General features: G+C 73.8%; 20 protein-coding genes. 5 read left to right on the top strand and 15 right to left on the bottom strand.

Translation table 11 applies throughout. From position 1 onward, the window contains the following. Positions 1–69: 69 nt before the first annotated feature. Positions 70–1,314, bottom strand: coding sequence for an ABC transporter ATP-binding protein (locus ABWI04_RS28585; RefSeq protein WP_345183028.1), 1,245 nt, complete (start codon positions 1,312–1,314; stop codon positions 70–72). A gap of 146 nt (positions 1,315–1,460) precedes the next feature. On the opposite strand from ABWI04_RS28585, the gene ABWI04_RS28580 reads away from it, so the two are divergent. Together ABWI04_RS28580 and ABWI04_RS28575 are read left to right on the top strand one after the other, a co-directional pair. Beyond that, positions 1,461–2,483 (top strand): LacI family DNA-binding transcriptional regulator, encoded by a 1,023-nt coding sequence (locus ABWI04_RS28580; RefSeq protein WP_345183030.1) that lies wholly within the window; start codon positions 1,461–1,463, stop codon positions 2,481–2,483. A 98-nt stretch (positions 2,484–2,581) separates the two neighbouring features. After that, positions 2,582–3,022 carry an Lrp/AsnC family transcriptional regulator gene (locus tag ABWI04_RS28575; RefSeq protein WP_345183031.1) on the top strand — a complete coding sequence of 147 codons (441 nt, stop codon included), beginning with the start codon at positions 2,582–2,584 and terminating at the stop codon, positions 3,020–3,022. Here the strand turns inward: ABWI04_RS28575 and ABWI04_RS28570 are convergent, their stop codons facing one another. The 12 genes from ABWI04_RS28570 to ABWI04_RS28515 all read right to left on the bottom strand — a co-directional run bounded on the left by ABWI04_RS28570 (position 3,023) and on the right by ABWI04_RS28515 (position 16,547). Next, positions 3,023–3,958 (bottom strand): TIGR03619 family F420-dependent LLM class oxidoreductase, encoded by a 936-nt coding sequence (locus ABWI04_RS28570; RefSeq protein ID WP_353834387.1) that lies wholly within the window; start codon positions 3,956–3,958, stop codon positions 3,023–3,025. 110 nt (positions 3,959–4,068) lie between these two features. After that, positions 4,069–5,046 (bottom strand): N-acetylglucosamine kinase, encoded by a 978-nt coding sequence (locus ABWI04_RS28565; protein WP_353834386.1) that lies wholly within the window; start codon positions 5,044–5,046, stop codon positions 4,069–4,071. Then, a complete protein-coding gene (locus ABWI04_RS28560) occupies positions 5,046–6,302 on the bottom strand; it encodes a 6-phospho-beta-glucosidase (protein WP_353834385.1) in 1,257 nt (418 codons plus the stop codon). The genes ABWI04_RS28565 and ABWI04_RS28560 overlap by 1 nt, the downstream gene beginning before the upstream one ends. Beyond that, a complete protein-coding gene (locus ABWI04_RS28555) occupies positions 6,299–7,129 on the bottom strand; it encodes a carbohydrate ABC transporter permease (protein ID WP_353834384.1) in 831 nt (276 codons plus the stop codon). The genes ABWI04_RS28560 and ABWI04_RS28555 overlap by 4 nt, the downstream gene beginning before the upstream one ends. After that, entirely contained in the window at positions 7,126–8,103 is a 978-nt protein-coding gene (locus ABWI04_RS28550; RefSeq protein WP_345183036.1) for a carbohydrate ABC transporter permease, read from the bottom strand. Before ABWI04_RS28550 ends, ABWI04_RS28555 begins: the two co-directional genes overlap by 4 nt. A gap of 2 nt (positions 8,104–8,105) precedes the next feature. Further along, entirely contained in the window at positions 8,106–9,431 is a 1,326-nt protein-coding gene (locus ABWI04_RS28545) for an ABC transporter substrate-binding protein (RefSeq protein WP_353834383.1), read from the bottom strand. 45 nt (positions 9,432–9,476) lie between these two features. After that, complete coding sequence (locus ABWI04_RS28540) at positions 9,477–10,694, bottom strand: ROK family transcriptional regulator (RefSeq protein ID WP_353834382.1); 1,218 nt, start codon at positions 10,692–10,694, stop codon at positions 9,477–9,479. Positions 10,695–10,778: 84 nt separating this feature from the next. Beyond that, entirely contained in the window at positions 10,779–11,318 is a 540-nt protein-coding gene (locus ABWI04_RS28535; RefSeq protein ID WP_345183040.1) for an FHA domain-containing protein, read from the bottom strand. A 165-nt stretch (positions 11,319–11,483) separates the two neighbouring features. Next, positions 11,484–12,713 (bottom strand): acyl-CoA dehydrogenase family protein, encoded by a 1,230-nt coding sequence (locus ABWI04_RS28530; protein WP_353834381.1) that lies wholly within the window; start codon positions 12,711–12,713, stop codon positions 11,484–11,486. A gap of 84 nt (positions 12,714–12,797) precedes the next feature. Then, entirely contained in the window at positions 12,798–13,865 is a 1,068-nt protein-coding gene (locus ABWI04_RS28525) for a DUF3616 domain-containing protein (protein ID WP_353834379.1), read from the bottom strand. 62 nt (positions 13,866–13,927) lie between these two features. After that, complete coding sequence (locus ABWI04_RS28520; RefSeq protein WP_353834378.1) at positions 13,928–15,106, bottom strand: cytochrome P450; 1,179 nt, start codon at positions 15,104–15,106, stop codon at positions 13,928–13,930. Between the two features lie 61 nt (positions 15,107–15,167). Continuing rightward, entirely contained in the window at positions 15,168–16,547 is a 1,380-nt protein-coding gene (locus tag ABWI04_RS28515) for a KamA family radical SAM protein (RefSeq protein ID WP_353834377.1), read from the bottom strand. Positions 16,548–16,683: 136 nt separating this feature from the next. Between ABWI04_RS28515 and kdd the strand changes: the two genes are divergently transcribed. Together kdd and ABWI04_RS28505 are read left to right on the top strand one after the other, a co-directional pair. Further along, entirely contained in the window at positions 16,684–17,736 is a 1,053-nt protein-coding gene (gene kdd / locus ABWI04_RS28510; RefSeq protein WP_353834376.1) for an L-erythro-3,5-diaminohexanoate dehydrogenase, read from the top strand. A gap of 52 nt (positions 17,737–17,788) precedes the next feature. Beyond that, positions 17,789–19,120, top strand: a complete 1,332-nt coding sequence (locus tag ABWI04_RS28505; RefSeq protein ID WP_345183047.1) for a DUF2252 domain-containing protein — start codon at positions 17,789–17,791, stop codon at positions 19,118–19,120. A gap of 5 nt (positions 19,121–19,125) precedes the next feature. Here the strand turns inward: ABWI04_RS28505 and ABWI04_RS28500 are convergent, their stop codons facing one another. Then, entirely contained in the window at positions 19,126–20,721 is a 1,596-nt protein-coding gene (locus ABWI04_RS28500; RefSeq protein WP_353834375.1) for a PP2C family protein-serine/threonine phosphatase, read from the bottom strand. A gap of 97 nt (positions 20,722–20,818) precedes the next feature. On the opposite strand from ABWI04_RS28500, the gene ABWI04_RS28495 reads away from it, so the two are divergent. Beyond that, a complete protein-coding gene (locus ABWI04_RS28495; RefSeq protein ID WP_353834374.1) occupies positions 20,819–21,619 on the top strand; it encodes an SAM-dependent methyltransferase in 801 nt (266 codons plus the stop codon). A gap of 398 nt (positions 21,620–22,017) precedes the next feature. Here the strand turns inward: ABWI04_RS28495 and ABWI04_RS28490 are convergent. Then, positions 22,018–22,254, bottom strand: a 237-nt coding sequence (locus ABWI04_RS28490) for a hypothetical protein (protein WP_353834373.1), incomplete at its 5' end; no start/stop codon positions are given.

Below are 22,254 nucleotides of genomic sequence, written 5' to 3'. Positions count from 1 at the left end.
CGCCCGCCGGGACAACGGTGCCCACGGCCTCACCGAGGCCGTGGGCACCGCCCTGTCGCAGCGGGACGGTCAGCCGGACTTGCGCAGGTCCGCGGCGCCGTGCCGTTCGGCGACGTCGGGGTGCCCGATGGCCAGACCGCTGGACGGGTCGAAGAAGTGCAGGCGGCGCGTGTCGACGGCGAGGTCCACGTCCTGCCCCGGGCGCACGTGCGAGCGGGAGTTGACGCGGGCCGTCCACAGCGCCTTGTTGTCGATCAGCGGGATCGCCTCGGCCTCGCCCTCGGCGGCGTCCTCGGCCAGGTCGGCGGTGTCCTTGTGCTCGACCGGCGGGGCGTCGATCGTGAAGATCACGTTGATCTCGCTGCCGAGCTCCTCGGTGACGCTGCTGCGCACCGCCATCGGCGCCCAGCCGGGCTGGGCGTGCGCGGAGTCCTCGAAGTCCGACGGGCGGATGCCGAGGATGACCTTCTTGCCGAGGTAGTCGCCCAGGCCCGGCTTGTCGTCCATGACCGCGGCCGGGACGGGCAGCGTGTAGCCGGCGAAGGAGACCCGCGCCCCGCCGTCGCCGGTCTCGAGGTCGGCGAGCACGAAGTTCATCGCGGGCGAGCCGATGAACCCGGCCACGAACAGGTTGACGGGGTTGTCGAACAGCCGCTGCGGGGTGTCGACCTGCTGGAGCTTGCCCTCGCGCAGCACGCACACCCGCGATCCGAGCGTCATGGCCTCGACCTGGTCGTGGGTGACGTACACGGTGGTGACGCCGAGCCGCTCGTGCAGCTGGCTGAGGGAGGCGCGCATGGAGACGCGGAGCTTGGCGTCGAGGTTGGACAGCGGCTCGTCCATCAGGAACGCCTGCGGCTGGCGGACGATGGCGCGGCCCATCGCGACGCGCTGCCGCTGGCCGCCCGACAGCGCGGCCGGCTTGCGGGACAGGTACTGCTCCAGGCCGAGCATCTTGGCGGCGTCGCGGACCTTCTGCTTGATCTCCGCCTTCGGCGTCCCGCGCAGCTTGAGGCCGAACGCGAGGTTCTGCTCGACCGTCATGTGCGGGTAGAGGGCGTAGTTCTGGAACACCATCGCGATGTCGCGGTCCTTCGGCGCGAGGTCGTTGACGACCTGGTCGCCGATGGAGATCTTCCCGCCGGAGATCTCCTCCAGCCCGGCGATCATCCGCAGCGCGGTGGACTTGCCGCAGCCGGACGGCCCGACCAGCACCATGAACTCGCCGTCGCGGATCTCCAGATCGAGCCCGTCGACGGCCTTGACTCCGCCGCCGTACACCTTGTCGACCCGGTCCAGCACGATCTTGGCCATCCGAACCCCTTTGGAAACGTTTCCGCCGTTCCCCCGCCGAGCAGGGGATATGTCGTATTGGCTGGAGTAAACATCATGGAATCGTTTCCAGGGGAGACGTCATCGTGAGAAGATGATCGAAACAGGCGGAAAGGGACGGTGCGCGGGTGGCGGAACGGCGGTCGGCGACGATCAAGGACGTGGCCGCGGCGGCGGGCGTCGGCATCGCCACGGTGTCGCGGGTGTTCTCCGGGACGGGCTCGGCGAGCGCCGCGACCCGCGAGCGGGTGCTGGCCGCGGCCCGCGAGCTGGACTACCGGCCGAGCGCCCTCGGCCGGGGCCTGAAGCTGCGCCGCAGCGGCGGCATCGGCCTGGTCGTCCCCGACGTCACCGACCCGTTCTGCGCCGAGGTGGTCGCGGGTGTGCTGGCCTGCGCCCGCACCCTCGGCGAGCACGTCATCGTGGACGCCGCGCACGGCGACCCCTCCCGCGAGGCCGAGATCGTCGACCGGCTCGTCGAGCAGCGGGTCGACGGGATCATCGCGCTGCCCGCCGGGGACGAGGCCGACTGGCGCGCCGCGGCCCGGGTGTGCTCCAGCGTCGTGTTCGCCGACCGGGTCCTGCCCGGGCTGCCCGACGTCCCGTCCGTGCTGGCCGACGACGCGGGCGGCGTGCGGTCCCTCACCGAGTACCTCGCCGGGCTCGGGCACCGCCGCATCGGGTTCCTCGGCGGCGCGCCGGGCCGTCCCGCGGGCGCGCGCGAGCGGGCGTTCCGCGAAACCCTGGCGCAGCTGGGCCTGCCCGCGGAGGAGGACCTCGTCGTGGCCGCCCGTCCCGCCCGCGACGCCGCCTACGCGGCCGCCGCCGGGCTGCTGCAGCGCCGCGCTGACGTCACCGCCGTCCTGGCCGCCGGGCACCTGCTCGGCGAGGCCGCCGTCCTGGTCGCCCGCGAGCTCGACCTGCGGGTGCCGGCCGACGTGTCCATCGCGATGGTGGACGACGTCGCGTGGGCGGAGCTGTGCGATCCGCCGCTGACCGCCGTGGCCAGGCCCGGCCACGACATCGGCTACCGCGCCTGCGAGCTGCTGCTGCGCGAGCCCGCCCGGCGCGGCAGGGGAGGCCCGGTCGTGCTGCCGACGGAGCTGGTGGTGCGCGGCAGCTGCGGGCCGCTGCGGAGCGCGCGCCGCTAGCCGCACGCGGTCGGCGCTGCGCTCCCGCCCCTGCGGGAAAGCCGATCCGTGATCGAACGAGGGCCCGCGCACGGGCCCCGGCGCGCTAGATTTCCCGCGTGGAGGAGATCGATCGTCAGATCATGGCCCTGCTGGCCGACGACGGGCGGATGAGTTTCACCGACCTGGCCAAGGAGACGGGCCTGTCGGTGTCGGCGGTGCACCAGCGCGTCCGGAGGCTGCAGAAGCGCGGCGTCATCAAGGGCTTCGCCGCCCAGCTCGACAACCGCGAGATCGGCCTGCCGCTGACCGCCTTCGTGTCGATCAAGCCGATCGACCCGGCGGCCCCCGACGACGCCCCCGACCGGCTGGCGCACCTGCAGGCGATCGAGGCGTGCCACTCGGTGGCGGGGGAGGAGAGCTACATCCTCAAGGTCCGGGTCGCCTCGCCGAACGAGCTGGAGGACCTGCTGCAGAAGATCCGCGCCGCCGCGAACGTCGCGACGCGCACCACCGTCGTGCTCAGCACCCCCTGGGAGGCGCGGCGGCCGCCCCTGTAGTCACTGCCCCGGCGCGAACGCCTCCAGCGTCTCCAGGGCGCGGTCCAGCGACGCGTCCGGATCGGCGTCCGGCCCGGTGATCTCCGGATCGAAGTTCAGGTCCACGAACAGCTCGGTGACGCCCTGCCGCGCCAGCGCCCCGAAGTCGCCGCGGATCTCCTCGAAGGAGCCGGTGAGCGGGCGCCGCTCCTCCCGCCCCGCGGGGCGGACCCGGACCGCGCCCCGGCACACGAACCGCAGCGCGGACGCGTCCCGCCCGGCCTCCTCGGCGGCCTCCCGCACCACCTCCACGGAGCGGCCGATCGCGGCGAGGTCGGCGCGGCTGGAGCTGACCCAGCCCTCGGCCAGCCGGCCCGCGCGCCGCAGGGCGGGTTCGGCGCCGCCGCCCAGCAGGATCGGCGGCCCGGACGGCTGGAGCGGGGGCGGGTCCATCGTCACGGGCGGGATGTCGTAGAACTCGCCGTGGAATCGCGCCGGGTCCCCGGACCCGCCGGCCCACAGGGCGCGCAGCGCGGCGATGAACTCCTCGGCGCGGGCGCCGCGGCGCTCCATGGGGGCGCCGACCGCCGCGAACTCCTCGCGCATCCAGCCGATCCCGAGCCCGAGGTCCAGGCGTCCCCCGCTGACGTGGTCGAGGGTGGCGGCCTGCTTGGCGAGGATCGGTGGCGCGTAGAACGGAAGGTTCACGACCGCGACGCCGAGCCGCGCCCGGGAGGTGTGGGCGGCGAGGTAGGCCAGGGTGATCAGCGGGTCGGGGACGTTGCGGTAGGTGAGGTCGGTCGACCCGGCCGGGTTGAGGACTCGCTGCAGCGTCCACAGCGAGCGGTAGCCGAGATCCTCGGCACGCCGCGCCACCGTCACCTGGTTGCGCGGGGTCGCCCACGCGCCGGACCCCGGCACCGCGAACCCGATCTCCACGGCGTCCCCCTCCCGCACCGGCGGAACCTTACAACGTCAAGGGCGGGGGTCGTTCAGCGGATCCAGGCCTCCGGACCACCCGTCCATCGCCATGGTAGGCATCCCGGCGACGGCGGCCCGACCGCGGGTCAGCGGCGGCGGAACGCGGTGCGCAGGGCCGCGTGGGCGGACGGCGGGGCGGCGACGTGGTCGAGAGCGAGGAGCGCGGCGCCGAGCAGCGGGGGGTCCTCGGGGACCAGCAGGCGGGCGCGGGGGGCGAGGTCGGCGTAGCGGTCCGCGACCGCCTCCATCAGCAGCGGCCGGCGGGCCGCCAGGACCCCGCCGCCGAGGACGACGTCGGCGGGGGCGTCCAGGAGGTCCAGGCGGCGCAGCGCGACCGAGCCGAGGATCGCCACCTCCTCCGCCAGCCGGAGCACCACGCCGCGGGCCACCGGGTCGCCGGCCTCGGCGATGTCGAGCAGGACGGGCGCCAGGGAGGTGAGCCGCCCCTGCTCGATCTCGCCGAGGTGGAGGGCGAGGCCCACGTCGATGGCGCGGGCCAGACCGAAGTGGGCGGCGACCGCGGCGGTCAGCGCCGTCTCCGGCCCCCGGCCGTCCTCGCCGCGGATGGCGTGCCACAGAGCCGAGCGGCCGAGCTCGCCGCCGCCGCCCCAGTCGCCGGTGTGGGCGCCGAGGGACGGGAACCGCGCGGTGCGCCCGTCGGGGGCGACGCCCGCGCAGTTGATGCCGGCGCCGCAGACCACCGCGACGCCCCAGCCCTCGGTGACGGCGCTGCGCAGCAGCGCGAACGTGTCGTTGCCGACCGTCACGCTCGGCGCGGCGCCCCGGGACAGCAGGAGCTTCTCCAGCCGCTCCTCCTCGCCCGGCAGGTCGACGTTGGCCATGTAGGCGGCCAGGTGGACGACGCCGCCGGGCCGGACCCCGGCGTCCCGCAGCGCTCTGCCGATGTCCGTCGTCAGCGCGTCGAGCGCGGCGTCGAGCCCGTCGGCCTGCGGGCGGAACCCGTCGCCGCGCACGGTGGCCAGCAGCTCGCCGGCGGTGGTGGCGACGGCCGCGTCGGTCTTGCTGTTGCCGCCGTCGACGGCGACGAGGACGCCCGCGGCCATCAGGCGGCCCAGGGCAGGTGGGCGCGGTTGGCGGCGACCAGGTCGCGGGCGAGGCGCTCGGCCGTGTCCGCCTGCCCCACGAGCGGATGCGCGAGCAGCGCGGCGGCGACCCGGTCCACCCCGCCGCGCAGCGCCGCGTCCAGGGCCAGCTCCTCGTACGCCGACACGTGCGCGACCAGCCCGGCGAGCAGCGGCTCCATGGCGGGGACGGGCAGCGGCACCGCCCCGGACCCGGTGATCCGCGCCGGGACCTCGATGACCGCGCGGTCGTCCAGGAACGGCAGCGTGCGGTGGTTGCGCACGTTGACGACCTGCACGTCGCCGCGGCCGCCGACCAGCGACGCGGCCAGCTGCACGGCCGCCTCGGAGTAGAACGCGCCGCCGCGCTCGGCGAGCCGGGCGGGCTTGGTGTCCAGCGCGGGGTCGGCGTAGGCCTCCAGCAGGTCGCGTTCGAGCGCGGCGACCTCCTCGGCCCGCGACGGCGCGGCCCGCTGCTCCTCGACGACGCGGTCGTGCTCGTAGAAGTAGCGCAGGTAGTACGACGGGACGGCGCCGAGCGTCCGCAGGAACGGGGCGTGCAGGCCGGAGACGGCGGCGAGCTCGCCGGGATGCCGGTCGAGCAGGTCCGGCAGGACGTCGTGCCCGTCCAGCAGGACCGACCGCACCCAGGTGAGGTGGTTGAGCCCCGCGTGGCCGAGGCCGACCCGTTCGGGCGGGACGCCCAGCAGCGCCGCCGCGCGCCGCTGGAACCCGATCGCGACGTTGCACAGGCCGACCGCGCGGTGCCCAGCGTCCAGCAGGGCCCGGGTGACGATGCCGACCGGGTTGGTGAAGTCGATGATCCAGGCGTGCGGGGCGCGGGCGGCGACGCGCCCGGCGATGTCCAGCACGACCGGGACGGTGCGCAGCGCCTTGGCGAGGCCGCCGGCGCCGGTCGTCTCCTGCCCGACGCAGCCGCGGGCCAGCGGCAGCGTCTCGTCGACGTGCCGGGCGGCCTGCCCGCCGACGCGCAGCTGGATCACGACGATCGTCGCGTCCGCGACCGCCGCGTCCAGGTCGCCGGTGGTGACGACGCGGGCGGGGTGGCCCGCGCGGGCGAGCATCCGCGCGGAGAGCCCGCCGACGAGCTCCAGCCGCCGGGCGTCGGGGTCGGCGAGCACGAGCTCCGACACCGGCAGCGCCGCGTGCGCCCGCGCGAGCCCGTCGACCAGTTCCGGGGTGTAGGTGGACCCGCCCCCGATGACCGTCAGCTTCAACCCTTCACTCCCGTCAAGGTCACGCCCTGGATGAACACGCGCTGGGCGAGGAAGAACACGACCAGCACCGGCAGGATGGTCAGCAGCGTCGCGGCCATGGTGAGGTTCCACTCGACATGGTGGGCGGCGCGGAACGTGGCGACGCCGATGGCCAGCGTCCAGTGGTCGGGGTCGGCGTACACCAGCGGCCGGAAGTAGTCGTTCCAGCAGTAGAAGAACTGGAACAGCGCCACCGCGGCCAGGGCGGGCCTCGCCATCGGCAGGACGACCCGCAGCATCGTGCGCAGCTCGCCGCAGCCGTCCACGCGGGCGGCGTCGGCGTACTCGCGGGGGATCGTCACCAGGAACTGGCGCAGCAGGAAGATGGAGAACGCGTCCCCGAACAGCTGCGGGATGATCAGCGGCCACAGCGTGCCGGTCAGCCCGAACCGGGCCCACACGATGTACAGCGGCACCATGGTGACCTGCGGCGGCAGCATCATCGCCGAGATCACCACGACGAGCGCCGGGCCCCGTCCGCGGAACCGGAAGCGGGCCAGCGCGTACGCCACCGGCACGCTGGAGACCAGCATGAACACCGTGGACAGGCCGGCGTACACGGTGCTGTTGACGGTCCAGCGGACCATGTCGCCGCTGAACACCTCGGCGAAGTTGGCGAAGTGCCAGCCGCGCGGCCACAGCTCGCCGCTGAGCGCCTGCCGGTCGGTCATCACGGCGGTCAGCAGCATGAACGCCAGGGGCGCCAGGAACATCACGCCGACCGCGACGGCGGTGGCGTGCACGGCGAGCCACAGCAGCGCCCGGCGGGCGCGCCCTCCGGGGATCATCGCGCCTCCTCTCCGGCGAACGCGCGGAATCGGCGGAGCAGGAACACGGTGAACGCCATCGCAGTGGCGAACATGACGAGCGCCAGCACGCACGCGTAGCCCATGTTGAACTGGCGGAACCCCTGGTCGTACAGCCACTGCGGGAACGTCAGCGTGGAGCCGTCGGGGTAGCCGGGGGAGTACTGGACCCCGGGCAGGTCGGCGCGCCCGGAGGCCACCTTGCCCGCCACCATCGGCTGCGTGAAGTACTGCAGCGTCTCGATGACGCCGGTGACGGCGGAGAACGCCAGGACGGGGGACACGGTCGGCAGCGTGATGTGCCGGAACCGGGCCCAGGCGCCGGCGCCGTCGATCGCTGCCGCCTCGTACAGCGACGCGGGCACGTTCAGCAGCGCCGCCAGCATGATGATCATGACGTCGCCGACCGCCCACAGGCCGAGCAGGGTCAGGCCGGGCTTGGCCCAGGCGGCGTCGTTGAAGAAGTCGGGCAGGGGGATCCCGAGCCGCGCGGCGAGGGCCGGAAGGGGGCCGGTGCCGGGGTTCAGCAGGAACACGAACGCGACCGTGGCCGAGACGGGCGGGACCAGGTACGGCAGGTAGAGGACCGAGCGCAGCAGGCCGGCGCCCCGCCTGACCCTGGTGAGCAGCTGGGCGACGCCGAGGCCGAACAGCACCCGCAGCGGGACGAGCACGGCGACCAGCCACAGCGTGTTGCGCATCGCCGTCCAGGCGTCGCGGTCGTGCAGCAGGTAGGCGTAGTTGTCGAGGCCCACGTACTCCAGCGTGAACAGGTTGTACCGGGTGAAGGAGAAGTAGACGGTGGCGGCGAGGGGGTAGACGAAGAACAGGCCGAACCCGGCGAGCCAGGGGGACAGGAACGCCGCGACCCGGAGCCGCCGGCGCCGTCGCGCCCGCGCCGCCGCCGTCCCGCGCCGCGCCCCGGGCAGCGGGAGGCGCGCTGAGCCGGATGCCACGGTCAGCCTCCGGCGAGCTTGAGGGAGTCGTCGACCTCGCCGTCGAGCCTCTTCAGCGCCTGGCCGAGGTCGCTCACCTTGCCGGGCTCCCACTCCTCCTGGGTGAACTTCTCGAACCGGACGACGTAGTCGTTGCCGTTCGGTGTCGGCGGCGTGGTGGAGCTGTTGGGGTTCCTGAAGACGTCGAGGAACGTGCGGAACTGCGGCGGCAGCGTCAGCTTCGGCGACGACAGCGCCGGGATCGTGGAGGGCACGTTGCCGAGCGCGTTGGCGAAGGTGACCAGCGCGCCGGTGTCCGTGGTGAGGTACCGGACGAACTCCCAGGCCGCGGGGGCGTGCCTGGCGCCGCGCGGGATCCCGATGACGGTGCCGGTGACGAACCCGCCGCCGTAGGCGCTCGCGCGGTCGTCGGAGACGGGGACGGGCGCCGTGCCGTAGTCGAGCCCGGGCGCCTCCTTCTGGATGAACTTGGTGCGCCATTCGCCGTCCACGGCCATCGCCGTCCGCCCCTTCTCGAAGGGGTTGGACGACTCGAACTCCTGGCCCATCGAGCGCAGGAACTTCTTGACGTTGGCGTAGCCGTACCAGTCGATGAGGCTCTTGTTCCACTTCAGGTAGGCCTGGAAGGCGGGGTCGCCGGAGAAGTTGGCCCTGCCGTCGTCGGTCAGCCACCTGACGCCGAACTGCGGGGCCAGGTGCTGGACCTGGTGCTCGTAGTACTGGACGGACGGCATGAACCCGGCGACCTTGATGGTCCCGTCGGGGGAGCGGACCGTGAGCTTCTTGGCGAGCGCGGTCAGCTCGCCCATCGTCTTCGGCGGCTGCTCGCCCTTCATCAGCCTCTTGTTGTAGTAGAGGCCGTAGGCGTCGGCCAGCAGCGGCATCGCGCAGCGGACGCCCTTGTACTCGGTGTAGTTCCGCACCGCCTTCGGGAACTGGTTCAGGTCGAGCCCGGACTTGGCGATGTAGGGCGAGAGGTTCTGCCAGGCGCCGCTCTTGCACCACTGCCCGACGCTGTCGGTGGTGAAGGACGACACCACGTCCGGCGGGTTCCCGCCGCGGATGGCATTGGTGATGCGGTCGTCGGTCTGGCCGTTGACGAGCTTGACGGTGATGTTGGGGTGGGCCTGGTTGAAGCCGGCGACGGCGTCCTGGAAGGCCTTCACCTCGTGCGGGGCGCTCCAGCCGTGCCAGACCTCGATGGTCTGCTTCTCGCCGGACGCCGGGCCCTTGCCGGACTGGTCGCCGCCGGCGGTGCACGCGGCCGCGAGGACGAGCCCGGTGGCGGCGGCGACCGCCGCGAGCGGGCGCGTTGTGGTGGTGGGCACTCCGGTTCTCCTTCGGGGGGTGGGGAACGGCGGGGTGAGGACGGGTCAGGGGACGGTGGTGGTGAAGACCTCGTCGCGGGTCTCCCGGAGCGCCTGCTGGAGGGCCCCGGCCAGGACGGGGTTGCCCTCCACGGTGCTGAGCCGCACCTCGGGGCGCGGGATCGTGAGGCTGTGCAGGTGCTGTTGGACGCGTGCGCGCAGCGGCTCGCCGCCGGCGCGCAGGACGTCGCCTGTGAGGACGACGAGTGCGGGGTCGATGACGGCCACGACCGTGGCGAGCGTGGCGCCGAGCCTGGTGGCGAGTTCGGTGAGGGCGCGCTCCGCGCGGGCGCCCGCGTCCGTGGCCGTGCGCCGGCCCGCGGTCTGCACGTCGGCGGCGGCGCGGCTGAGCGCGGTGGCGGCGTCCCGTCCGCGGAAGCCGTGCTCGCGCATCAGCCTCAGCACGGCCGCCCCGCCGGTGAGGCTGTGCACCCCGCCGGTGTGGGTGCGCCGCACGTCCCGCATGAGCGGGGCGCCGACGGCGGGCATGTAGCCGATCTCTCCGGCGCCGCCGGTCGCGCCCCGGTGCAGGGTCCCGTTCAGCACGACGGCCATGCCGACGCCGTCGGCGACCCACAGCAGGACGAAGTCCGACGCGCCCTCGGCGCGCCCGCCGGCCCGCTCGGCGAGCGCGGCGAGGTTGACGTCGTTCTCGATCGCGACGCGCACGCCGAGCCCGCCGCTCAGGGTGTCCACGAGGTCGGGGATGTGCCAGCCGGGGATGTGCGAGGCGTACCCGAGGCGGCCGGTGGCGGGGTCGACGGCGCCCTGGATGCCGACGACGGCCCGGTCGAGGCGGTCCCGGGTGAGGCCGGCCGCGGCGGCGGCGCCGTCGAGCGTGGCGGCCATCCGGGCGACGACGTCCACGCCGGTGCGGCCGGGGGTGGGCAGCGTGTGCTCGCCGACGACCGTCCCGGCGAGGTCGGCGACGCTGACGCGGATCCGCGCGGGGGTGACGTCGGCGCCGGCGACGTGGGCGGCGGCGCCGTTGATGCGGTACAGCCCGGCGGTGCGGCCGGGCAGGCCCTCGCGGACGCCGTCGCGGACGACGAGCCCGGCCTGCTCCAGCCGCGCGAGCAGCTGGGAGGCGGTGGGCTTGGACAGGCCGGTGAGGTCGGAGATCTGCGGCCGGGTCAGCGGCCCCCGGGCGAGCAGCGCCTCCAGCGCGGCGCGGTCGTTGATCGCCCGCAGCAGGCTGGGCGTTCCGGGGACGGGCACGGACACGGCGGCTCCTCCGAGTTAAGAAGGTTTCCTAACTTGGAGGTGAAAGTAAGGACTCTTTACGGTTCCGTCAAGACCCGGGACGGATCAGGGGGCGGTGACGAGGAACGCGGAGTTGCCGAAGCCGACCTCGTCGCCTGGCCGGACGCGGGCGGGGCCGGTCAGCCGGTACCCGTTCACGCGGGTGCCGTTCATCGACCCCAGATCGGAGATCATCCAGCCCTCGTCCGCGCGGTAGATCTCGGCGTGGAACCGGGAGACGGTGAGGTCGGTGAGGATGAACTGGCACGCGGGGGCGCGGCCGACGACGATGCGGCCGAGCTCGCGCGGCGGGAGCATGAACTTGGGCAGCCGCGGGGCCCGCCAGGCCGCCTCGATCCGCGCGGTCGCCTGCGAGACCGAGGAGATGAGGCCGGTCAGCCGGTTCACGACGCGGCTGGAGTTCGGCAGGTCGTGCACGATGTCGGCCAGCTCGGCCTGGTTGCGCGCCTGCAGCACCTGGTCGACACGGCGCTCGAACGTCTCGTTCGACATCCGGCCCTCGGCCACGCGCTCGCTGAGGACGCGCAGCACCCGGTCCCGCTCCGTGTCGGACGCTCTCACCGGGAATGAGGGCTGACCGTCCATAGCTGTGAGTATCCAGTCCCCGTCGTCGGCTGTCCAGAAAGGCCCGTCGGCCGAGGGCGGGCGATCGCCCTCACCCGCCCTCCACCTTTTCGACGCCGCCCGGTCCCCGGAAGTTCGCGGGCGGGGCGGCGTCGAGCGGACGCGGCGCCTTCTCGGACGGGGCGGTCAGCGCGACAGCAGGTCGCGGGCGATGTGGGTGACCTGGATCTCGTCGGTGCCGGCGTAGATCTGGAAGGACTTGGCGTCGCGGGCGAGCTGCTCGACGCGGTACTCGCTCATGTAGCCGTTGCCGCCGAACAGCTGCACGGCCTCCTGCGCGACCTCGCTGGCCGCCTGCGCGGCGTAGAGCTTCATCGCCGACGCCTCGGCCAGGGTCGGGGAGCGCCCGGCGCGCTGCATCTCGATGTGGCGGAACACCAGGTTCTGCACGTTGAGGCGCGCGACCTCCATCTTCGCCAGCTTGAGCTGGATGAGCTGGAAGTCGCCGATGCGCTGCCCCCACAGCTCGCGGGTCTTGGCGTACTCGACCGACAGCTTCAGGCACTCCTCGATGACGCCGAGCGCCATCGCGGCGACTCCGGCGCGCTCGGTGACGAAGTTCTGGCGGGCCGACTCCTTGCCGCCCTGCGCGCCGGAGGCCAGGAGCCGGTCGGCGCCCGCGCGGACGTCGTTGAGGAACAGCTCGCCGGTGGGGGAGGAGTGCAGCCCCATCTTGCGCAGCGGCCTGCTCTGCTCCAGGCCGGGCATGCCCCGGTCGAGGACGAAGGTGAGGATCTCCCTGTCCCGCGGGGCGTCCCCGTTGTCGAGCTTGCAGTAGAAGACGATCGTGTCGGCGTAGGGGCCGTTGGTGATGAAGGTCTTGCTTCCGTTGATGACGTACTCGTCGCCGTCCTTGCGCGCGGTGGCCTGCATCCCGCCGAACGCGTCCGACCCGGAGTTCGGCTCGGTGATCGCCCAGGCGCCGACCTTGTCCATGGTGAGCAGCGGGAGCGCCCAGCGCTCCTTCTGCTCGGGCGTGCCGCGCTTCATGATCGTCCCGGCGGCGAGGCCGAGCCCGACGCCCATCGCCGAGACCAGGCCGGGCGCGACCCTGCACAGCTCGATGACCGGCAGCATCGACATCGCCGCGTTGCCGCCGCCGGGCCGGTCGTCGCCGGAGTCCTCGGCGGAGGCGGAGCCCCCGTCCTGCCCGCCCTCGCGCTCCCTGGCCAGCCGGGCGTGGAAGGAGGAGCGGGCCATCTCGTCCATGCCGAACGTCTTGTAGAGGTTGCGGAGAAGGTCGTAGGGCGGCAGCTCGCCCGACTCCAGCGCGTCCAGGTTCGGGCGGACCTCCGCGTCGATCCAGCCGCGCACCGCGTCCCGGATCATCAGGTCTTCCTCGGACCATTCGATCATGCTCTGTTCCCGCCCTCTCGACTCCCGCCGGGTACCGGGGCCCATCCAAGCAGAGTCTGAAAGCGAGCGCTTATTCGGGGCCCGCTAGCCGAGATCGACGACGTCGGCGAGGACGCCGCCGTCCGCCGTGAGCCGGTCCGGGGCGGGGCTGTCGTAGACGACCAGCAGGCGGGTGCCCGGTTCGTCCAGCACGGCGATGCCCTCGGCGTGGTCGTCGCCGTCGCCGTGGGGCAGCTCGCCCAGCACCTCCAGCTCGTCGGCCGCGACGATCGACCCGGCGTCGGCGCGGGCCGCCCCCGGCCACCGCACGAGCCGCACGGGGCCGTCCAGGTCCATGCTCGGCCCGGTGAGGACGAGCAGGTCGTCGCCGTGCGGGCACAGGTCGCGGACGCCGAGGCCGCCGAGGTCCAGGAAGTGGGTGCGGTAGGGCTCGCCGTCGTCGCCGATCGGCAGCGCCCGCAGGCGCCGCGGGTCGCGCGGGTGGGAGTCCGGGCGGATCTCCACCAGCACCGCCCAGCCGCGCAGCACGGGCCCGCGCAGCCCGATGTAGAGGCGGTCGCCGTGCACGGCGACGCCCTCGATGTCCAGGCCGTTGTCCTTGCTCGGGATGGCGAGGAACGGCGCGAGGTGCGGGTCGCCGGCCAGCAGGTCGGCGATGGAGTCCTTGTCCAGGCCGAGGACGGCCGCGGTCCGCCCGCCGTCCTCGGCGACGGCGCGGGGGAGCCCGTCGTCGCCGGTGACCAGGGGGATGCGGGCGAGGATGAAGCGGTTGTCCTCCCGGACGACGGTGGCGAGGCGCTTGCGGGCCTTGGCGTCGCCGTTCCCCGGCTTGATCTTCTTGCGCTTGAGGCTGTGCGAGCCGATCGCCCACAGCCACCCGTCGGCGCGGGCGAGGCCCTCGATGTCGGCCTCCTCGTCGGCGCCGGCCGGCAGCGGGACGAGGTCGGCGAGCGCGATGGTGGCCTGCCCGTCGTAGCCGGTGACGCGCCCGTCCTCGCCGGTGACGGCGGTGAGCCGCTCGATGGTGGCCGTCTCGTCGCCCGCCACCCACAGGCAGCGGCCGTCCTGGCGCACGGCGGACAGGTTGACGTGCGTCTGCGCGTCCCGGCTCTCCTGGCAAAAGCGCAGCTCGACGCGGCGTTCCACGATCATGGGGGAATGCTCCCACAGCGGCGCGGCGCGGAGCGACGCCGGGAACGGTCCACAACCGGTCCTCAGACGTCCCAGAGGACGTCCAGCCGCGCGGGCTTGCGGAACACCAGCCCGTGCGGCCGGGCGGGGCGGGCGGGAACGAGGCGCAGGCCGGGCAGGCGACCCAGCAGCGCGGCGAGCGCTGTGCGGGCCTCCATCCGGGCCAGGTGGGCGCCGAAGCAGAAGTGGGGTCCGTGCGCGAACGCCAGGTGCTCGGCGGCGTTGCCGCGCCGCACGTCGAAGCGGTCGGGGTCGGGGAACACCGACGGGTCGCGGTTGGCGCCGGCGATCGACACCCGCACGAGGTCGCCCGCCCGGACCGCCGCCCCGCCGAGCTCGGCGTCGCGGACGGCGTACCGGTCGACGACCGAGGCCGAGGGCTCCAGCCGCAGCGACTCCTCGATCGCGGCGGGAAGCAGTTCCGGGTCGTCCAGGACGAGCCGGAGCTGGTCCGGGTGGCCGAGCAGGTGCAGCGCGGCGTTGACGATCATGCCCTCGGTGGTGTCGATGCCGCCGAACATGAGGATCGCGGCGTTGGCGACGACCTCGGCGGCGTCCAGGTCGGCCCGGGCGGCCTCGGCCAGGAGGGACCCGGGGCGGGCCGCGGCGATCGCCTCCTCGACGGCCGCGCGCAGCAGCCGGTACGCCTCGCCGGCGCGTGCGGGCGCCGCGCCGCCGGCGGTGATGGCGGACACGGCCTCCACGAACGCCCCGTACCAGGAGCGGACGGTCGCGGCGTCGACCCCGTGCAGGCCGAGGGCCTCGGTGACGACCGCGACGGCGAGCGGCCCGGCCAGCTCGCCGCGCAGCTCGGCCCGGCCGGCCGGCGCCAGGGCGCCGACCAGCCGGCCGGTCTCGGCCTCGACGAACGCGGTGAACCGCTCCCGCGTCCGGGCCGGCCGGAACGGCCGGGCGAACGGGTCGCGGTGCCGGGTGTGGGCGGGGCCGTCCAGCGACAGCATGCTCGGCCCGACGACCTGGGCGGTGGAGAAGCGCGGGTCGTCCACGGTGTAGGAGGCCGCGTCGCGCATGACCGCCAGCGCCGGGCCGCGGGCGGTCACCAGCCAGCCGCCCAGTGCGGGCAGCCAGGAGACGGGTTCGCGCTCGCGGAGCCGGGCCAGGTGCGGGTGGGGGTCGTCCTCCAGGGCGGCGGCCGTCACCGACGCGCCGAGCGGGAAACGGGAGGTCAGGTCGAGGGTCACCCGTCCCAGCCTAATCCGCCATGTTTCGGATCTACAACGTAAAGGCGTCGGCCGCGACGGCTCAGGCCGTCCCCGACCGCTGCCGCCACCACTCCTGACCCTCCTCCGGCAGCGTGTAGATCGGGTCGTGGTACTCGTAGCGCCTGGTCAGAGCGTCCGGGTCGGCCAGCTCCAGGCCGGTGCGGTAGTTCTTGGTCCAGTAGGAGATGCCGCGCTCGCGGTCGTAGTCGGCGAGCTGGTGCACCCAGCGCTTGCCGACGTAGGGGACGTCGCAGACGATCCGCGGGGTGGCGAAGCCGGGCAGGTAGCCCATGATCGCGTGCTGCAGCTCCTGCGCCTCCCAGACCGCGAGCCGCCAGTGCTCGCTGCTCGGGATCATGTCGCACATGTACAGGTAGTACGGCAGGATCCCGGCCTCGTCGAGCAGCGCGAACGACAGGTCGAGCAGCGCCTCGGGCGTGTCGTTCACGCCGCGCAGCAGCACGCCCTGGTTGCGGACGTCGCGGATGCCGGTGTCGAGCATCGCGCGGGCCGCCTTGGCGACCAGCGGCGTCACCGACTGGGCGGCGTTGACGTGGGTGTGGATCGCGATCTGCACGCCGCGCGCGTTCGCCTTGGTCGCCAGGCGCTCCATCCCGGCGCGGACGTCGTCCTGCAGCCAGTGCTGCGGCAGCCCCATGAGCGCCTTGCTGGCCAGCCGGATGTCGCGGATGTTGTCGATGTCCAGCAGCGAGTCGACGAACGACTCCAGGCGCGCCCACGGCATGTTGGCGACGTCGCCGCCCGAGACGACCACGTCGCGGACGCCGGGGGAGCGGCGCAGGTAGTCCAGCATGGCGCCGAGCCGGTCCGGCGGCTTGATGGTGAACTTGTGCTTGTCGACGTTCGGAGTCGAGTTGCCGACCAGGTCCATGCGGGTGCAGTGGCCGCAGTACTGCGGGCAGGTCGGCAGGAGTTCGGCCAGGACCTTGGTGGGGTAGCGGTGGGTGAGGCCCTCGACGGCCCACATCTCGGCCTCGTGCAGCGAGTCGCGGGAGGCGTGCGGGTGGGACGGCCAGTCGGTGCGCCGGTCGCTGAACACCGGGAGCATGTAGCGGCGCACGGGATCGGCGTAGAAGGCCTCGGTGGAGGAGGCGTCCATCGTGTTCAGCATCTGCGGCGGCAGCAGCATCGACATGGTGGCGCGCTCGGCCTGGTCGCGTTCCAGGTCGGCGTAGAAGCGCTCGTCGAGCAGGTCGCCCATGACCCGGCGCAACTGCCGCACGTTCTTGACGCAGTGGGCGCGCTGCCACTGCGCCGACTCCCACTCGGCCTCCGTGACGTCCCGCCATCCGGGCAGGCGCCGCCAGTCGGGCTCTGCCAGCGGCCGGCGCCGGTAGGCGTAGGGCTGGCGCGCGGCCTCCTCGGACTGGAGGGCGTCCGGGTGCAGGGCAGTGGTCATCGTCGACCGCCTCCTCGCCTCACATTGATCGCATAAAAGTCTTGTGTGCCGCCGACGTTACGGGAAGACTTTCGATGAAACCAGGGGTGCCCTGCATATCTTGCGTAACACCACCCGATGTTGGGAGAAAGGCGGCATGGCGATGACCGGAGGCGGGACGGGGACCGCGGTCGGGCTGCACCGGGTGCTGGAGCCCGCGGGCGTCCTGCCGCAGGCCGCGCTCCGGCTGGATCCCGACCCGCGGATCCGGCCGGACGAGGTGCGGATCGGCGTCGAGCGCCTCAATCTGGACGCCGCGTCCTACCGCCAGCTGCACACCGCGCTCGGCGGCGACCCGGACGCGATCCGGGCCGAGGTGCTGCGGATCATCGGGGAGCGCGGCAAGATGCACAACCCGGTGACCGGGTCGGGCGGCATGCTCGTCGGCGTGGTCGAGGAGGCCGGGCCGGACTCGCCGCTCGGGCTGAAGCCCGGCGACCGCGTCGCCACCCTGGTGTCCCTGACCCTCACTCCGCTGGCCGTCACCGACGGGCTCGCGGAGTGGGACGGGCGGTCCGAGCAGGTGCCCGCGCGGGGCCACGCGATCCTGTTCGCGCGCTCCATCGCCGCCGTCCTGCCCGACGACCTGCCGGTGCCGCTGGCCCTCGCCGTCATGGACGTGTGCGGCGCGCCGGCTCTCACCCGCCGCGTCGTGGCGGCGCGCGAGGACGGCCCCGTGGTGCTGGTGCTGGGCGCGGCCGGCAAGAGCGGGTGCCTGTCGCTGGCCGCCGCCCGGCGCGCCGGCGCGTCCCGGGTGATCGGGCTGGTGCCCACCGCCGAGGAGGAGGAGCGGCTGGCGGCCTCGGGCCTGGCCGACGCCGTCGTGCGCGCCGACGCCCGCGACCCGGTGGCGGTCGCGGCGGCCGTCGGCGAGCCGGCCGACGTCACCATCGTGTGCGTGGACGTGCCGGGCTGCGAGCACGGCGCGATCCTCGCCACCGCGCCCGGCGGCACCGTCGTGTTCTTCTCGATGGCGACCTCGTTCCCGGCCGCCGCGCTCGGCGCGGAGGGGCTGGCCGCCGACGTCACGATGCTCATCGGGAACGGCTACGTCCCCGGGCACGCCGAGACCGCCCTGGAACTCGTGCGGTCGGAACCCGCCGTGCGTGCGCTGTTCACCTCCCGGACCGGTGCGGATTCGGCAGAATGACCGGAAACATCCCGGCCGTGGCGGGGACCGTCCGATCATCGAGGGAGAGAGCATGGCGAGCATCACCGAGGAACTGCGCGGACGGGACCCCAAGGAGCGCCAGGCGCAGATCGTCGACGTCCTGGTCGACGCGTTCTCGGACCTGATGGAGCGCAGCCCCGCCGAGTTCCGCCGCCGCTTCCGCAAGATGGCGTCCGACCCGTTCGCGTTCTACCGGGGCAGCGCCTGCCTGTTCTACGCCGACATCGTCCACGACGACGACCCGTGGGCCGACGAGCGCACGTCCCGCGTGTGGATCCAGGGCGACCTGCACGCGCAGAACTTCGGCACCTACATGAACGACGACGGCGTCTTCGTCTTCGACGTCAACGACTACGACGAGGCCTACGTCGGTCACTTCACCTGGGACGTCAAGCGGCTGGTGGCCAGCCTGGCGCTGCTGGCGTGGCAGAAGGCGATCTCCGACGCCGACATCCGCCGGCTCATCGAGACCTACGTGCGCGCCTACGTCGACCAGGTCCGCAAGTTCGCCGCGCACGAGGGCGACGAGAAGTTCGCGCTGACGCTCGACACCACCGACGGCTACGTCCGCGACGTGCTGGTCGCCGCGATGGGCGGCACCCGGACCGGGCTGCTGGAGGGCATGACCGTCGTGTCCGGGGCCGAGCGCCGGTTCCGCGACCGCCCCGGCGTCCGCCGCCTGGACGACGCCGAGCGCGCCGCGGTCGAGGCCGCCTACGCCGAGTACCTGACGACGATCCCGCACGAGAAGCGCTTCGGCAGCCTCACCTATGAGATCAAGGACATCGTCGGGGCGTCCGGGTTCGGCATCGGCTCGGCCGGGCTGTCGGCCTACAACATCCTCGTCGAGGGCAACACCCAGGCGCTGGAGAACGACGTCATCCTGTCGATGAAGCAGGGCAACGTCGCCGCCGCCAGCCGCGTCGTCGACGACCCCCGCATCCGCGAGTACTTCCAGCACCACGGGCACCGCACCGCCGTGTCGCGGCGCGCGCTGCAGGCCAACAGCGACCCGTGGCTCGGCCACACCCGGATCGACGGGGTCGGGTACGTCGTCCAGGAGCTGTCGCCCTACGAGGCGGACCTGGACTGGAGCGGCCTGACCGAGCCCGAGGACATGCTGTCGGTGCTGGACGACCTGGGCCGCGCCACCGCCAAGGTGCACTGCGTGTCCGACACCGACTCCGACCACACCCTGGTCGGGTTCCAGGTCGAGGACGCCATCGACGCGGTGATCGGCCCGGACGAGTCGGCGTTCGTGGAGGCGATGGTGGCGTTCGGCACCGAGTACGCCGAGATCGTCCGGGAGGACCACACCTACTTCGTGGACGCGTTCCGCAACCACGAGATCCCCGGCCTGTAGGGCGGTCAAGGCCCGTCGGGGCGGATCAGGAGCAGCGCGATGTCGTCGTGGCCCCGCTGGTCGGACAGCAGGGCCACAACGCCGTCGGCGGTCTCCTCCAGCGTCCCGCCCTGGGAGGCGACCAGGGCGGAGGCGAGCCGCGCGACGCCGTCGTCGACGGTGCGCATCCGGCTCTCCACCAGGCCGTCGGTGTAGAAGGCGAGGGTCGCGCCCGGCGGGATCGTCGCCGACACCTGCGGGTGGTCGGCCGGATGCTCCTCGTCGGACACCCCGAGCGGCAGCCCGTGGGCGACGGCGAAGTGCCGTACGGTGCCGTCCGGCAGGGCCAGCAGCGGTGGGGGATGCCCGGCGCTCGCCATCTCGCACCGTAGCGTCGCCGGGTCGCAGACCAGGCACAGGCACGTGGCGAACTGCGCGGCGTCCAGCTCCTGGGCGATGGCGTCGAGCCGGGCCAGCACCTCGCCGGGCGGGAACCCGCACCGGACCAGCGTGTGCGCGGCGACCCGCAGCTGGCCCATCGCGGCGGCGGCGGTGACGCCGTGCCCGAGCGAGTCGCCGATCACCACGGCGATCCTGCCGCCGGGCAGCGGCACCACCTCGTACCAGTCGCCCCCGACGCCGCTGCGGGCGGGCAGGTAGCGGTGCGCGATCCGCAGGCCGGGCGGGGCGGTGACCTCGGCGGGCAGCAGCGCCGCCTTCAGCGCGGTCGCGGTGCGGTGCTCGCGCCGGTACGCGCAGGCGTTGTCGACGCAGGCGGCGGCGCGGCCGGCGAGTTCGGAGGCCAGCGCGCGGTCGGCCGGGTCGAAGGGCGGCCGGCCGCGCTTGCGGCTGAACACCGCGAACCCGAGGGTGCGGCCGCGCGCGGCGAGGGGCACCGCCAGCAGCGACACGTGGTCGGCGATGCCGTCGAGGAGGCGGCCCGTGCGGCCGGCCACGGTGTCGCGGGCGGCGTCGCCGCCGAATTCGACCATGTCGCCGGCGGCGAGGCAGCGGGCGTAGGGCGAGCCCGGCGGATAGACGATGACCTCGTCGACGGGGAACTCGCGGGACCACTCCCGCGGGTCGTCGTCGGCGAGCGCGACGGCCAGGCGCCGCACGACCGCCGACCCCTCGGTCTCGGCGCCGGGCTGGTCGTCGTCGGCGAGCAGGCGTTCCAGCACGTAGACGGCGCCGGCGTCGGCGAACCGCGGGACGGTGACGGCGACGATCTCGCCGGCGGCCCGGTGGGGGTCGAGGGTGGAGCCGGCGCGGCGGGCCGCCTCGTCCAGCAGCTCCAGGCCGCCGGTGCGGGGCGGGGACACCGTCAGCAGCACCTGGACGCGGCCGCCCGCGCTCGTCATCGGCTCGCAGGCCACCGGCAGGCCCTCGTCCGACAGCGGCAGGACGCCGCTCCAGGCGCGGCCGGCGGCGGCCGCCTTCAGCGCGACCAGCAGCGGCTCCGCCGCGCCGGGCCGGCCGAGCAGGTCGGTGAGCGCGGTTCCGGCGGCGGCGGCCGCGGCGCGGCCGAACAGGCGCGCGGCGCCGTCGCTCCAGCCGGTGACCGTCCCGTCCGGGGTGAGCAGGACGGTCGCCTGGCCTGGCCGTGCGGGGTCTTCGGCCATGGTCCTCACTGTCCGTGTGCGGAGGGCCTCCCGCCGCGGCTCGCGTTACGCTGAGGTGCCCGCGGACGGCCCCACTTCGGGCATAGGGAGACGACGAATGGACTCCGAGTGGATCCCACCCGAGGTCGACAGCCGTAGACCAAGCGTCGCACGGGTGTACGACTATCTGCTCGGCGGAGCGCACAATTTCGCCTCTGATCGTGATCTCGCGACGGGGCTGCTGCGGGTCGAGCCGCGGGCGCGGGAGCTGGCACGCGCGAACCGGGCGTTCCTGCGCCGCGCCGTGCGCGCGCTCGCCGAGGAGGGCGTCGCCCAGTTCGTCGACATCGGCTCGGGCATCCCGACGCAGGGCAACGTGCACGAGGTCGCGCAGGAGGTAGCCCCGCACGCGCGGGTGGTGTACGTCGACAACGACGACGTCGCGGTGGCGCACGGCCGCGCCCTCCTGGCGGGCGACGACCGCGTCAGGGTGGTTCAGGCCGACATGCGCGATCCGGCGGGCATCCTCGCCGCGCCGGAGCTGAAGGAGCTGGTCGACCTCTCCGAGCCGGTCGCGTTCCTGCTCGTCGCGGCGCTGCACCTGATCAGGCCCGAGGAGGATCCGCCCGGCATCGTGGCGGCGCTGCGGGACGCGGCCGCGCCGGGCAGCGCCCTGGTGGTCTCGCATCTCACCGATGAGGCGCAGCCGACCAAGACCGCGGCGATCGGCAAGCTCTACGACCGGGCCACCTCGCCGGCGGTGTCCCGGTCCCACGCGGAGATCCTGCGTTTCTTCGACGGCTGGGACCTGCTCGACCCCGGCCTGGTGTACGTGCCCCTGTGGCGCCCCGACGAGGCCGAGGCCGTGACCGACCCGGAGCGCTTCCTCGTCCTCGGCGGAGTAGCCCGCCACCCCTGACCAACCCCGCCTGACCAACCCCGCCTGCCCGCGCCCGCCTGCCCGCGCCCGCCTGCCCGCGCCCGCCTGCCCGCGCCCGCCCGACCGCGCCCGGCCGACCGCGCCCGCCCGCGTGCGTCTTCGCGCCTGCCTGGCGAAGGTGGGTGGCCGGTGTGGGGGTCGGTCGCGCGCCGGGTTCCATCCCCGCCTCCTACCGCCATCGGGAGCCGCGCGCTGGTCGGCATCGCTTTACGGCGCCCTCCAGCACCTCGCGAAGTGGGCCGTGCGGCCGGGTACTGCTGTCTGCCGGAAGGACGAGGGGAACCTCTTCGGTCTGTCGCGGCACGCTGGCGTGACCGCGGCTTGTCAAGGCTTCCGGCGCTACTCCGGGGCGAGCGGGATCTTGGTGGAGGCGTGGGTCAGTGCGCGAAGGCGATGGCGGTGCCGGCGCTGATGACGACGGCGATGACGACCAGCACGAGCGAGGAGCGCAGCGGGTTGCGGCGCTGCTGCGGCGCCTTCTTCGGGCGGGGCGCCGCGTGCGCCCGCACCGGTGCGGGCTTCTTGGCCTTCTTGGGCGGCGTGGGCGGCGCCGGTTCCGGGCGCGTCCGCGGAGGTGGGACCGGCGCGCGCGGCGCGGCGGCCGGGGGCGGCGG

The sequence above is a fragment of the Actinomadura sp. NPDC000929 genome, assembly GCF_040492065.1.
GTDB classification, from domain to species: domain Bacteria; phylum Actinomycetota; class Actinomycetes; order Streptosporangiales; family Streptosporangiaceae; genus Spirillospora; species Spirillospora verrucosospora.
This window is presented reverse-complemented; position numbering and strand designations above follow the sequence as displayed.